Below are 13312 nucleotides of genomic sequence, written 5' to 3' on the forward strand. Positions count from 1 at the left end.
GTTGTTGCAGCGCAGCGCGCAGCGTGCACCCTCTGTGTGATGCCATACTGCCCGCGACGAGCAAAGCGCGGCAATTGCGAAATTGCGCTAGACCCTTAATGTTTCCTGCCGAGTGGCGCGGCAGGGGCGTCCGCGAGCCCGAATCTGGGCCTAAAATAGCCGGACGCTTAAAACGACGCGCCAAGGGCGCGAGAGACATCGTAGCGCGACGCTCATTTGAACGCACCGCGCCCGAACCGGAGAGATGGCGGCTTTGCGCGGGCACGCCGCGCGAAACACCGCCGAGCTGACATGACCCGCGCCCCCGCTTCCCAGTCACCCCACCGCATCGCGTTGCTATTCAACGCGAACAAGGTGTACGACCGCGAAATCATTGCCGGAATCGGCGACTACCTACGTTCCACGCGCGTGGCGTGGGATCTCTTTCTCGAAGAGGATTTTCGCTGCCGCCTCGCGGGCATCGAGCGCTTCGACGGCGATGGCATCATCGCCGACTTCGACGACCCTGCCGTGGCCGAGGCGTTGCGCGGCTGCCCGCTGCCGGTCGTGGCCGTGGGTTCGTCGTTCGAGGATGCGACGCAGTACCCGCCCGAGCTGCCGTACATCGCGACCGACAACCGCAAACTGGTCTCGCTCGCGTGGACGCATCTGATCGGCGCAGGCCTGCCGAATCTCGCCATGTACAGCCTGCCCGTGGCGCAGGAAAACCGCTGGGCGCAGGAGCGCGAGCTGGCGTTCCAGGCGCTCGGCCGCAAGGAAGGCGTGCCCGCGCCGATCTACCGCGGCCAGGCCACCAGCGCCAGCGCCTGGAACCAGGCCATCGAGCAGCTGAGCGTCTGGCTGCACAGCCTGCCCAAACCCGTGGGCGTGATCGCCGTGACCGACGCCCGGGCGCGGCATTTGCTGCAGGCATGTCTGATTCACGGCATTGCGGTGCCCGAGCAGGTGGCGATCATCGGCATCGACAACGATCCCCTCACCCGCACGCTCACGCGCATCCCGCTTTCGTCGGTCATCCAGGGAACGGAGGAAATGGGCAAGACGGCGGCACACTTGCTGCACCAGATGCTGCGCGGTGCACGTTTTCCGGGACAACGCATTCTGGTTCCACCCGTCGGCATCAATGTGCTCGATTCGACCCGGCACGAACCGCTCTCGAGCCCCCATGTCATGCGTGCACGGCACTTCATCCGCCAATACGCCTGCCAGGGCATCAAGACCGAGCAGGTGGCCGACTACGTGGGCGTGTCGCGCTCGTCTCTGGAAGAATATTTCCGGCGTGAACTCCAGTGCACGGTCCATCAGGAGATCCTGCGCCACAAGCTCGATGCCGCCAAGGCGATGCTCGCCAGTCGCGACGCATCGAGTGCCGAGGTGGCGATCCGCTGCGGATTCACGTCCCTGCAGTACATGTATGCCGTATTCCGGCGCGAACTCGATTGCACGCCGCGCGAATACCAGGACAGCGTGGCGAACGCTTCCGCCCCGCGGCTGTCCACCCCATGAAGCCGGCTTCGGCCGCCCAGGGATTCAGCAACACTTTTCATTTCACCTCATGAACACTCTTGCTGCCCATCTGAGTTCGGAACCGTGGGGCGCGCTGCCCGGCGGCGACGCCGTCCGGCTCTACACGCTGCGCAACGCGCAGGGAATGAAGGTGATGGTGAGCGACCTCGGCGCGACGCTCGTCTCGTGGCTCGCGCCCGATCGCGCCGGCCGCCTCGCGGACATCCTCCTCGGCCACGACACGCCCGCCGACTATCTCGCGGCTTCGACGTACATGGGCGGCCTGATCGGGCGCTGGGCCAACCGCATCGCGGGTGCGCGCTTCATGCTCGACGGCATCGACTACGCACTCGATCGCAACGAGAACGGCAATCTGCTGCATGGCGGCGCCAACGGTTTTCACCGGCAGATGTGGCTGGCGGATGAGGACCGGGGTTCGCTGGTACTACGGCTCGATTCGCCCGAAGGGGATTGCGGCTTTCCCGGGAACGTCAGCGTGAAAGTGCGCTATACGCTAGCCGACGACGGCACGCTGACGATCGACTACGAGGGCGTGGCCGACGCTCCCACCCCGCTCAACCTCACGAGCCACGGCTACTTCAATCTCTCCGGCGAAGCGAGCCCGGACATTCGCGGCCATGTACTGACGATCGACGCCGACGCGTTCCTCGAGGTCGATCCCCAGTTGATTCCGTGTCGCATCGCCGACGTCTCGGGCAGCGCGTTCGATTTCCGCCATGGCGCGCCGCTCGGCGCGCGGCTCGACTGGCCGAACGCCCAGCTCGAACGCGCGCGCGGCTTCGACCACTGCTACGTGCTGCGCGCGCCCGAGAGCACGGCAGGCACGCTGCACGCCGCGCCGGGCCGTTGGCCGGTGCGCCCCGTGGCGCGGGTCTATGATCCGGGCAGCGGGCGCGAGCTTGCCGTCGCGACCGACCAGCGCGGCTTGCAGCTCTATACGGGGAATTATCTGGAGGGACAGCCGGGGCGCAGGGGCGCGACGTGCGCTCGCTACGCGGGGCTGTGCCTCGAAGCGGGCGGCTTCCCGAACCAGATCAACATGGAAGCGCCCGCATGCGATGAAGTGGTGCTGCGGCCCGGCAAGGCGTACCAGCAGGTCACGCAGTACCGGGTCAGCGTGCTCACATGAAGCCGAATGCAGGCGTCTGCGCCTGCATTCCGGTGCGTCAGGACACCTTGTCGTACTGATACACGCCACGGCCGGTCTTGCGGCCCAGATGGCCTGCCGCGACCATCTCGCGCAGCAGCGGGCAGGCACGATACTTCGAGTCACCGAAGTCCTTCAGAAAAACGTCCATCACCGAAAGACACACGTCGAGGCCGACCAGGTCCGCCAGGGCAAGCGGTCCGATCGGGTGATTCGCGCCGAGCTTCATGCCCGCGTCGATTTCCTCGGCGCTCGCAATGCCGTCCGCGAGCACGAAAAACGCCTCATTGATCATCGGCACCAGAATGCGGTTCACCACGAAGCCCGGTGCATTCTTGACGGCGATCGGCGTCTTCTCGAGACGCAGCGCCATCTCGCGCACCGCCTCGGCAACTTCCGGCCGCGTCTGCAGCCCGCGGATCACCTCGACGAGCGGCATCATCGGCACCGGGTTGAAGAAGTGCATGCCGATGAAGCGTGACGGATCGGCGAGCGTGGTCGCGAGCGCCGTGATCGAGATCGACGACGTGTTCGTTGCAACGATCGCGTCGGGGCGAGCCGCGGCCTCGATCTGCTTGAGGATGCGCATCTTGAGGTCGACGTTCTCGGTCGCCGCCTCGATCACGAGATCGGCGCTCGCGAGACGCTGGTAGTCGGTGGTCGTTTCGATGCGCGCGAGCGCGGCATCGCGCGCGCCGGCTTCGAGCTTGCCCTTCGAGACGAGCCGCTCGAGGCTGTGCGTGAGCGTGGCGACACCCTTGGCGAGCGCCGCGTCGGTGACGTCGATCATCACCGCCTTGAGCCCCGCCACCGCTACCGCTTGCGCGATGCCATTGCCCATCGTGCCCGCGCCCACGATCCCTACAGTTTCGATTGCCATGCCTGCTCCTCACTCCTTGTCTGCGACGCCGGCGTGTCGCCTGTGAAATATGCCGGTCATGCGGCGCAACCCGTGGTGCACCGCACCAAAAACGACAGTTTAACGGGTTGCGGGAGACCATCATAATTTGCGCGACGGCAGCGACTGCGGCATAGCGCACTCGCGGCGGGCAGACAGGAAACCGCTCAGACGCCGCCAAGGCGGCCGTAGTCGATCGAGCTGCGGGTATAGAAGAGTTCGACGCCGCCCTGCCCGAGCGTGACGAGCAGCGCATCGATGGACGGATCGTCGGCGACGATCAGCACCACGGCGGGCTCGTCGGCGAGATCGAAGAAGTGGGCGGCGTGCAGCTTTCCATGAGCATCGAGGCCCTCGTAGCCTTCGAGCACGGTAATCCCGAAGGCGCCCTGTGCGCGCGCGGCTTCCATGATCCACGAGACCGCCGACTTATGCCCTTTCTTGTCCTTGCGGCTCGTATAAATCGTGAGTTGACTGCCTGCGGCCATGGGAACCTCGATGGATTCGGCGGTGCGAAAAATCGGTGCCGCGCGACGGGCGGGATGCAAAAAAATTCTAGCACGTGGCTCGCTTCGTCCCAGCTGGTGAGCATCGCGCCTGCTAGAAGTTGTACTGGAAATAGATCTGGCTGAAGTTCATGCCGGGATTCGGCTGCTTGATGTCCGCGTTCGACAAATGCTGGAAGCGGAATCCGACCTGATAGTTACCGTGCTCGCCAAACTGCGCGCCCACGCCGACCATGTTCGCGAACTGAAACGACGTCGAGGTGGCGCGGTCCGGCGTCTGCCGCAAATGCGACAGAAAGCGTATGCCCACGCCCGCCTCGATGAACGGCTTGAACCAGCCGGTGTCCTTGATGAAGCGAAAAACCGGCGTCACGCCGAATTCCCAGATATGGGAGTAGACGGCATCGGCGGCGTCCAGCTTCCAGTAGGCGACGTGCCCCTCGCCGACCACCGTGAAGTGATAACCGCCAATGTGCCACCACTGCAGGCCCGGATCCCAGACGAGGCCCAGGTCGAGCTTCTTGACGTCGTGCGCCGCGACGCCCGGACCGATCTGGATGCCGAAGCTGTTCTCCGCACGCGCGCCGGCCGTGCAGAACGCGCAGAGCACGATGACGGCTCCGGGGGCGGAACGTGCCTGCCAGGTCAATTTTCTTGATTTCATGTATTTCCCGGGTCGATCAATTCATTCCGGGCACACGCATCATTTAATGAAATCTGATTCCGTCGCCCTGCAACGTTCAATTCATTCAAGCAGATATGAGAAAGAAATCTAGCCGCGAGAAGGCGACAGCGCTCGTGCACGGCATTACCGCACGTCCGGGAAACGCCCTCCACGTCGTGATTCCTGACTACCGACTTTCAATATCGTGAATGCAGCCAATCAAATGCGTTGACCTTTTAGCAGAAGAATTTTCCTGCCGTCACCCGCGGACTTTACCCGCCGCTCGAAATTACCGGCTATTTATGAAGAAAATTGGATTCACGCAATGCGATTAACAGATATTCGCTGACGCGCGCATTCGTGTGAATAAAACAGCGCCCTCGATGCGGGTATTCCCGAATCCAGACGAAGGAACACGGCCGTTGTACCCAAATTGAGGACAGCCTATACGCGAGGCGCTCTGATAATCGGCTCTAAACCCTGATACACGGCAAACAACAACGCAATAACCCTTGCCATGATCACGCCCCGGTGCTTTGGAGGAGACACATGAGCCCTACCCCGCAAGCGCATGCTTCGCATGTGCCGCAACCGTCCGCGCAATCATCCGCGCGGGTGCAGTCGAGCCACGCAGCCGCCACTGAACGGGTGACGCGCAAAGTGTCGCGTCATTTGCTCGGCTTCCTGTTCCTGCTGTTCGTCGTCTCGTTCCTCGACCGGATCAACATCGGCTTCGCAGGGCTGACGATGATGAAGGATCTCGGCCTGTCGAGCACGCAGTTCGGCTTCGCCACCACGCTCTTCTATATCGCGTATATCGCGTGCGGAATTCCTGGCAATTTGATGCTCGCACGCGTGGGTGCGCGCCGCTGGATCAGCTTCATCATGATCGCGTGGGGCCTCGCCTCCACCGCGACGATGTTCGCCACTAACGCCACCACGCTCTACTGGCTGCGCATGCTGGTTGGCGTGACCGAGGCGGGTTTTCTGCCCGGCATGCTGCTTTACCTCACCTGCTGGTTCCCGAGCGCGTGGCGCGCGCGGGCGAATGCCCTCTTTATGATCGCCATGCCCGTGACGGCTGCGCTCGGCTCCGCAGTCTCAGGCTACATCCTCAAGCTCGACGGCCACGCCGGGCTTGCGGGCTGGCAGTGGCTCTTCGTGCTGGAAGGCATGCCTGCCGCGCTGCTCGGCTGCGTGGCGTATTGCTATCTGGACGACACGCCGCGTGCCGCGCGCTGGCTCAGCACGGAAGAAAAACGCACGCTCGAAGCTGCCCTCGCCGAGCCTGCGAACGCGCAAGCCTCGCCCACGGCGCACGCGGCAAGCAAGCCCGGCCTCTGGCAGCAGTTGCGCTCGCCGGTGGTCCTGCGCTTCGCGGCGGCGTACTTCTGCCTCGTCAACACGCTGGCGATGGTCGCCGTATGGGCCCCGCTGATCGTGAAGGGCTTCAGTGCGGGCGCGAGCAATGTCACCGTGGGCCTCATCGCGACGATTCCGCAGATCGTGACCATCGTCGCGATGATCGCGTGGGGCCGCCGCTCGGACCGGCATCAGGAACGCAAATGGCACCTCGTGGCACCGATGCTGCTCTCCGGGCTCGGTTGCGTGATGACCGCGCAAAACGGCGCGCCGCTCGTTCAACTGCTCGGCGTATGCCTCGCATCGGCGGGCTCGTACACGGCGATGTCGATCTTCTGGACCACGCCGGACCAGGCGTTCACGCCGCAAGCGCGCGCGGTGGGCATTGCCGTGATCAACGCGATCGGCAATATCAGCTCGGCGGCAAACCCGCTCGTCGTGGGATGGCTCAAGGATGCGACACACAGCTATGCCGCGGGACTCATCTATTCCGCGGCGCTGCTTGTGGTGGGGACGGTGATCGTCGCGACACTGCCCGTTGGGAACAACGATAGAAGCGGCCGAGGCGATCGCGACGAACGAGCACAGCGCGCGCCGCGCGCGGCCGCATGAGCATGCATTGCGCCCGATTCGGCGGCAGCGCATGCCACCCGCGTGTGTGTCCAGACGAACTGTGCGGCGCGTTTGGCCGCGCTCACCGCGCGCGGCGCACGCACCGTCGCCAGGGCATGTGAGGACACACTTGCTAGCGCTCCGCGCCCGCCCCGCTGCGCCGCGCGGCGATTCCCGGTAGCCGCTTCACGAAACCGGTCGCGAGCGCGGTGCCGAGGAGGATCGCGGCGCACGCCTCGACCATGCCCATCGAAACCCGCTCGCCGAGAAAGAGCGCGCCCCACAGAATGCCGAACATCGGGATCACGAACGTCACCGTGATTGCGCGCGCCGGCCCGACCGATGCAATCAGACGGAAGAACAACAGATAGGCAACGCCGGTGCACGCCACGCCGAGACCGAGAACCGCGCCCCAGGCATCGAGCGAAACAGTCGCAGCGGGCCAGGTCGCCACGGCGAACGGCGCGAGCACGACGCTCGCGCTCGTCATCGTGCCGGCGGCCACCGTGAGGGGGTCCACGCCGGTGAGATGGCGCTTCGTGTAGCTTGCGGCAACGCCGTAGAGCGCCGCAGCAACCAGTGCCGCGAGAGCTGCCAGCGCGGCGCTCGTGGACGATACCCCATCGCCGGCGTGCGTCGCGATCTGGTCCCAGACGAGCGCAAGCACGCCCGCAAAGCCGATGGCAAGCCCGACCACGCGCAGCCCGCTCAAACGATCCTTGAGCCAGATGTATGCGACCACTGCGCCCCACAGCGGCGTGGTCGCGTTGATGACGGACGTGACACCCGCTGAGAGCGTGAGTTCGGCCCACGCGAACAGGCAGAACGGCGCAGCCGAATTGAGGATGCCGACGACGAAGAGGGGCCACGCACGCTCGCGCAACGCGCCCAGCGCCTCGCGCGCGGGGCGCCGGGAGAACAGCACTAGCAGCAGGAACAGCGCCCCGATGCCGACCCGCAGGGCCATCAGCGGCGCTACGCCGAAATCGGTCACACCGACGCGTATGAACAGAAACGATCCGCCCCATAGGGCGGCGAGAAAAACCAGTTGCGCGAGTTCGATCGGGTTCATTGAGGTATCGCTGTCAAGGGCACGGGGTGCGCGCGGAGGGGCGCGATCGTTCGAATCACGGGCGCGGAGGTACGCGTATCGTAAGGCGAATGGCACGCGCCGTATAACGAAGGATTCTCACCGATATGTGAGAAAAATTAACAGCCGGATCTTGCGGTGTCGTTCGTATTTCGCGGCATTGCTTACGGCACTCGACTCGATCGGCGAGGATCGCGATGGCACTTTCAGGCAGCTTGATATGAAGAGGAAGCGGCTTTCTGGATATCCGGCTCGCGTTCTTGCGAAGCCGTTTGGCAGGATTCCTGATCGACGTCTTGCGTAACCAGGGCATGCGCTGCTCGAGCAGTTCGATATCGGGACAACGATGAACCGTGGGGTGCTGAAGCCGAGGATTGAGTGGCTGCAAGCGGTAGCGTGATCGGAAAGCGGCTCGAGGCGACAGAGCCACCATATGATTGGTCCCCGCGAACCGCAATGGCGCTGCCTGACGCTGCCTCGCGCTGCCGCCTTCGCGAACATCCGGAAACCGCCTCACCGAGGCGCCAACCTTGAATGCCAGCGGTTTATCCCCGCGGGCAGACGCTGCAACGAAAAAGGACTTACGGCTTTCACCGTAAGTCCTTGATTTTCCTGGTCGGGGCGAGAGGATTTGAACCTCCGACCACCTGCACCCCATGCAGGTACGCTACCAGGCTGCGCTACGCCCCGAGAGCTAGAGAGTATAACAGACAGTTTCTCTAATTAGAACCGCTTCAAGCGCAATTCGTGAACTGCGCGTGAACTGCACGTGAACTGCGCGTGAACGGCACACCCACAAGCGTTTCGAACAAGGTTTCAGCGGCCCAGTGAATCGAGCACATGGAGCAACTCCTTGCGCAACTGGTCGACGTCCACGAGCGCCATCGTGCCTTTGGTAGCGGGCTCGCCTGATGCTTCGGCCTGGGCCGATTCGCCGACCATCGCCCCATGTGAATCCAGACGATTGCGCGCGCCGTTGATCGTGAACCCCTGCTCATAGAGCAGTTCGCGAATCCGCCGGATCAACAACACTTCGTGATGCTGGTAATAGCGACGATTGCCGCGCCGCTTCACCGGCTTCAACTGCGTGAACTCCTGCTCCCAATACCGCAGCACATGCGGCTTCACGCCGCACAGTTCGCTCACCTCGCCAATGGTGAAGTAGCGCTTGGCGGGGATGGGAGGCAAGACGACCTTTTCGCTTGTCGATGTCATCGCCGGATTGCCGTCGTGGTGGTTGCGCAATGAGGCGTCGCCGCCTGGGTCCTTGAAGTCCGCTATTTTCCGCCTGGTTGTCGCCCGCCATGTTGCCACCGCCGCGAGGCTGCCAACTCAGCGCATCAACGCGGGAAACTCGCTTCGGCGCCGCTCTCCACGAGCGCCTTGAGCTTCTGGCTCGCATGGAACGTCACGACGCGGCGCGCCGCGATAGGAATCGCTTCGCCCGTCTTCGGATTGCGGCCGGGTCGTTGCGGCTTGTCGCGCAACTGGAAATTGCCGAAGCCCGACAGCTTCACGCTATCGCCGCTTTCCAGCGCGTCGCGAATCACCTCGAAGAAGGCTTCGACCATGTCCTTCGCCTCGCGCTTGTTGAGACCGACGTTGTCGAACAGCAGCTCAGCGAGTTCGGCTTTCGTCAGCGTGGGCGTGTCGTTCGTGGCGCTTGCCGACGAGGCAGGAATGTCGCGAATCATGGCGCTACGCTGTGCCGCAAGAAGGGCTTCGAAATCACTCGAGTTCATTTCGTTCATCTATCTTTGAAATGGCGCGCTTCCGGTTGCTGGCAAGACTTGCAACCACACAAACCGGAAGCCGATGTCGGTACGTGATAGCCGAGGAGCTTATCCGCGCAACCGGGCGCCATACACTCGAGCCAGGCGATCCACCAGGGACTTGATGGCCGCATCGACCGTTTCGTCCTGAAGGGTTCCGCCAGTATCTTGCAGGGTCACCCGGAAGGCAAGGCTTTTCTCGTCCGCGCCAAGTCCGGAAGTATTTGATTTTGCACGAAATTCATCGAAGAGCGCAACCCTCTGCACAATCCGGCAAGGCTCATCTTGCATGCCCTTCTGGAACTCGTCGAGCAGCGCTTGCACCTCGATCTTTTGATCGACGACAAGCGCGATGTCACGGCGGACCGGCGGGAATTTCGAGACTTCGCCAGGCGTGGGCAGATCGCGCGCCATCAGTGCCTCGGCCTCGACTTCGAAGAGGATCGGCGCGTGCGGCAGGTCGTACTTCTGCATCCAGCGCGGATGCAGCTCGCCGATCCAGCCCACGGCACGGCCATCGACTTCGATGCGCGCGCTACGTCCCGGGTGCAGCGCAGGGTGCTCGGCCTTCACGAAACGCGGCGCCTTGGCTGCGCCAAGCGGTGCGAACAGCGCTTCCAGGTCACCCTTGACGTCGAAGAAGTCCACGCCGCGCGTTTGCACGCCCCACTGCTCTTCGAGCGCGGGACCGTAGGCAAGCGCGCCGATCATCTGCGGTTGTGCGAAACCTTCGACCGTCATCTCACCGGCCTTGATCGACGGATCGTGCAGGAACACGCGACCCGCTTCGAACACGCGCACGCGGTCCGCGCGGCGATTGAGGTTGTGGCGCAGCACGTTGACGAGGCTGCCGAACAGCGTCGTGCGCATGACCGAGAGCTGGCTCGCGATCGGGTTCAGCAGCTTCACGGGATTGGCATTGCCCGCGAAGTCCTGCTCCCACTCGGCATCGACGAAGCTGAAGTTGATCGTCTCGGCGTAGTCGCGCGCGGCGAGCGCGTGACGGATCGCGTGGATCGAGCGGCGCGTTTCGTGAGTCGCGCGCATTTCGCTGCGCGCCACCGGCGGAAGCGCCGGAATCTTCTCGAAACCATAGATGCGCGCGACCTCTTCGATCAGGTCTTCCTCGATCTCGATGTCGAAACGATAAGGCGGCGGCGTCACGCTGAACGACTCATCGCCATCGCGTTCGAACGCAAGACCGAGGCGCGTGAAGATCTCCGCGATCTCGTCGGCGCCGATCTTCACGCCGATGATGCGGTTCGCGCGTGCCACGCGCATCTTCACCGGCTCGCGCTTTGGCACGTTGACCGTTTGATCGTCGACCGGGCCGGCTGCGCCGCCGCAGATATCGAGGATCAGCTGCGTGATGCGCTCGATGTGCTCGACGGTCGTCGACCAGTCCACGCCGCGCTCGAAGCGATGGCCGGCATCGGTCGAGAAGTTGTAGCGGCGCGAGCGGCCACGAATGCTGTCCGGCCACCAGAACGCGGCTTCGAGATAGATGTTCGTGGTGTCGAGCGTGACCGCCGTGCTGTCGCCGCCCATGATGCCCGCGAGGCTTTCGATCTCGCGGTCGTCGGCGATCACGCCCACGGTCTCATCGACTTCGACGGTGTTGCCGTTGAGCAGCTTGAGCGTCTCGCCTTTGCGGCCCCAGCGCACGTCCATCGAGCCATGGATCTTGTCGAGATCGAACACGTGCGACGGGCGGCCTAGTTCGAGCATCACGTAATTCGAAATGTCGACGAGCGCCGAGATGCTGCGCTGGCCCGAGCGCTCGAGACGCTCGACCATCCACGCAGGCGTCTTCGCGCGCGCATTCACGCCACGGATCACGCGGCCCGAGAAACGGCCGCACAGGTCCGGCGCCGAAATCTTCACGGGCAGCTTTTCGTCGAGCTTCACCTCGACTTTCGGATACACGGGCGCCGCAAGCGGCGCGCCGGTGATCGCCGCCGTTTCGCGCGCGACGCCGTACACCGAAAGGCAATCGGCCTTGTTCGGCGTGAGCTTGATTTCGAAGATGGTGTCGTCGAGATTGAGCGCTTCGCGGATATCCTGACCGATGGGCGTGTCTTCGGGCAGGATCATCAGGCCGCTGTGGTCTTCCGAGAGCTTGAGCTCGCGCGCCGAGCACAGCATGCCCTGGCTTTCCACGCCGCGCAGCTTCGAGAGCTTGATCGCAAAAGGCTTGCCGCCTTCTTCGGCGGGCGGCAGTTCGGCGCCCACGAGCGCCACGGGCACCTTGATGCCGGGCGCGACGTTGGGCGCGCCGCACACGATCTGCAGCGTGGCGCCGGTGCCGGCGTCGACCTGCGTGACGTTGAGCTTGTCGGCATCGGGATGCTTCACGACTTCGAGCACGCGGCCCACGACGATCTTCGTGGTGGGCGGCGCGGCCGGGCTCAGGCCTTCGACTTCGAGGCCGGCCATGGTGAGCGCATGGGCCAGTTCATCGGTCGTGAGCTTCGGATCGACAAAGCTTCTCAGCCAGGATTCGGGGAATAGCATTTGGTTTTACGTTCCAGACAGATTGTGACCGTCGCGAGGGCGGGTTCCCGCGCACCTTCTTCAGATGCTGCGTCCGCCTCGCGCTCTGCAAGCGAATGCGTCGCTTCGATCAGGCGAACTGGCGCAGGAAGCGCAGATCGCCTTCGAAGAACAGGCGCAGGTCCTGCACACCGTAACGCAGCATCGTCAGGCGTTCGAGGCCGCTGCCGAACGCAAAGCCGATGTAGCGCTCCGGGTCGAGGCCCATGTTGCGGATCACGGTCGGATGCACCTGGCCCGAGCCCGAGATCTCGAGCCACTTGCCGGCATTCTTGCCCTGCTCGAACATCATGTCGATTTCGGCCGAAGGCTCCGTGAACGGGAAGTACGACGGACGAAAGCGCACCTGGATGTCGTCACGCTCGAAGAACTTCTTGAGGAAGTCGGTGTAGACACCCTTGAGGTCTGCGAAGCTGATGTTCTCTTCGATCCACAGGCCTTCGACCTGGTTGAACATCGGCGAGTGCGTGGCGTCGCTGTCCACCCGATACGTGCGGCCCGGCACGATCACCTTGATGGGCGGCGTGTGCGTGCGCGCGTAGCGCACCTGCATCGGGCTCGTGTGCGTGCGCAACAAAAGCTGACGGCCATCGGCGTCCTTGCCGTCCACGTAGAACGTGTCCTGCATCGAGCGCGCCGGATGGTTTTCCGGGCTGTTGAGCGAGGTGAAGTTGTACCAGTCGGTTTCGATCTCGGGACCGTCGGCCACGTCGAAACCAATCGAGCCGAAGATGCGCTCGACGCGCTCCCACGTTTGCATCACGGGGTGCAGGCTACCGGTGCCGGTGCCGCGGCCCGGCAGCGTGACGTCGATCGCCTCGGAGGCGAGGCGCTGGTTCAGCAGTGCGTCGGCGAGCGCCTGGCGGCGCGCGTTGAGCGCGGCTTCCACCTGCTGCTTGACGGCGTTGATGCGCGCGCCCTCGGTCTTGCGCGTTTCCGGGTCGAGCTTGCCGAGGCCCTTGAGCAGTTCGGTCAGCGCGCCGGATTTGCCGAGAAAGCGGGCCTTTTCGTTTTCGAGCGTGTTGACGTCCGGGGCGGCAGCGAAAGCGCGTTGCGCGTCGTCGACAATCTGGTCCAGATCCATTGATCCCATCTTTTCAGCGTCAGAGTTTGAGACTTGGAGCGTCTGCGCGCCCGCGGCACACCATGATGAAACCTGGCGACGGCGGCGCGAAGACACT

11 protein-coding genes and 1 tRNA gene are annotated in these 13312 nt (G+C 63.8%); 3 read left to right on the forward strand and 9 right to left on the reverse strand.

The window, feature by feature from the left end; all coding sequences use genetic code 11:
* The first annotated feature begins 291 nt into the window (after positions 1-291).
* Positions 292-1506, forward strand: a complete 1215-nt coding sequence (locus VSR34_RS02110; RefSeq protein ID WP_342961743.1) for a DNA-binding transcriptional regulator — start codon at positions 292-294, stop codon at positions 1504-1506.
* A gap of 49 nt (positions 1507-1555) precedes the next feature.
* The gene (locus VSR34_RS02115; protein WP_342961744.1) at positions 1556-2656 is read left to right on the forward strand and encodes an aldose epimerase family protein; all 1101 of its coding nucleotides are present in this window, start codon (positions 1556-1558) and stop codon (positions 2654-2656) included.
* Between the two features lie 37 nt (positions 2657-2693).
* Here the strand turns inward: VSR34_RS02115 and VSR34_RS02120 are convergent, their stop codons facing one another.
* The 3 genes from VSR34_RS02120 to VSR34_RS02130 form a co-directional block, all read right to left on the reverse strand.
* Positions 2694-3554: a 3-hydroxybutyryl-CoA dehydrogenase gene (locus tag VSR34_RS02120; protein WP_028210137.1), complete on the reverse strand. Its 861-nt coding sequence runs from the start codon at positions 3552-3554 to the stop codon at positions 2694-2696.
* A 185-nt stretch (positions 3555-3739) separates the two neighbouring features.
* Positions 3740-4060 (reverse strand): DUF190 domain-containing protein, encoded by a 321-nt coding sequence (locus tag VSR34_RS02125; protein ID WP_036017891.1) that lies wholly within the window; start codon positions 4058-4060, stop codon positions 3740-3742.
* A 112-nt stretch (positions 4061-4172) separates the two neighbouring features.
* Complete coding sequence (locus VSR34_RS02130) at positions 4173-4742, reverse strand: acyloxyacyl hydrolase (protein WP_081715831.1); 570 nt, start codon at positions 4740-4742, stop codon at positions 4173-4175.
* A 549-nt stretch (positions 4743-5291) separates the two neighbouring features.
* Between VSR34_RS02130 and VSR34_RS02135 the strand changes: the two genes are divergently transcribed.
* The gene (locus tag VSR34_RS02135; RefSeq protein WP_342961745.1) at positions 5292-6716 is read left to right on the forward strand and encodes an MFS transporter; all 1425 of its coding nucleotides are present in this window, start codon (positions 5292-5294) and stop codon (positions 6714-6716) included.
* A 133-nt stretch (positions 6717-6849) separates the two neighbouring features.
* Here the strand turns inward: VSR34_RS02135 and VSR34_RS02140 are convergent, their stop codons facing one another.
* The 6 genes from VSR34_RS02140 to pheS form a co-directional block, all read right to left on the reverse strand.
* Entirely contained in the window at positions 6850-7788 is a 939-nt protein-coding gene (locus tag VSR34_RS02140) for a DMT family transporter (RefSeq protein ID WP_342961746.1), read from the reverse strand.
* 631 nt (positions 7789-8419) lie between these two features.
* Positions 8420-8496: transfer RNA gene (locus VSR34_RS02145), tRNA-Pro, on the reverse strand.
* A 126-nt stretch (positions 8497-8622) separates the two neighbouring features.
* A complete protein-coding gene (locus tag VSR34_RS02150) occupies positions 8623-9021 on the reverse strand; it encodes a MerR family transcriptional regulator (protein WP_342961747.1) in 399 nt (132 codons plus the stop codon).
* A 125-nt stretch (positions 9022-9146) separates the two neighbouring features.
* Entirely contained in the window at positions 9147-9557 is a 411-nt protein-coding gene (locus VSR34_RS02155) for an integration host factor subunit alpha (RefSeq protein WP_028204248.1), read from the reverse strand.
* A gap of 90 nt (positions 9558-9647) precedes the next feature.
* Positions 9648-12092 (reverse strand): phenylalanine--tRNA ligase subunit beta, encoded by a 2445-nt coding sequence (pheT, locus tag VSR34_RS02160; protein ID WP_342961748.1) that lies wholly within the window; start codon positions 12090-12092, stop codon positions 9648-9650.
* Positions 12093-12201: 109 nt separating this feature from the next.
* The gene (gene pheS, locus VSR34_RS02165; protein ID WP_028210143.1) at positions 12202-13215 is read right to left on the reverse strand and encodes a phenylalanine--tRNA ligase subunit alpha; all 1014 of its coding nucleotides are present in this window, start codon (positions 13213-13215) and stop codon (positions 12202-12204) included.
* Positions 13216-13312: the final 97 nt, after the last annotated feature.

It is taken from the genome of Paraburkholderia sp. JHI2823 (assembly GCF_038900695.1).
Taxonomy (GTDB): domain Bacteria; phylum Pseudomonadota; class Gammaproteobacteria; order Burkholderiales; family Burkholderiaceae; genus Paraburkholderia; species Paraburkholderia mimosarum.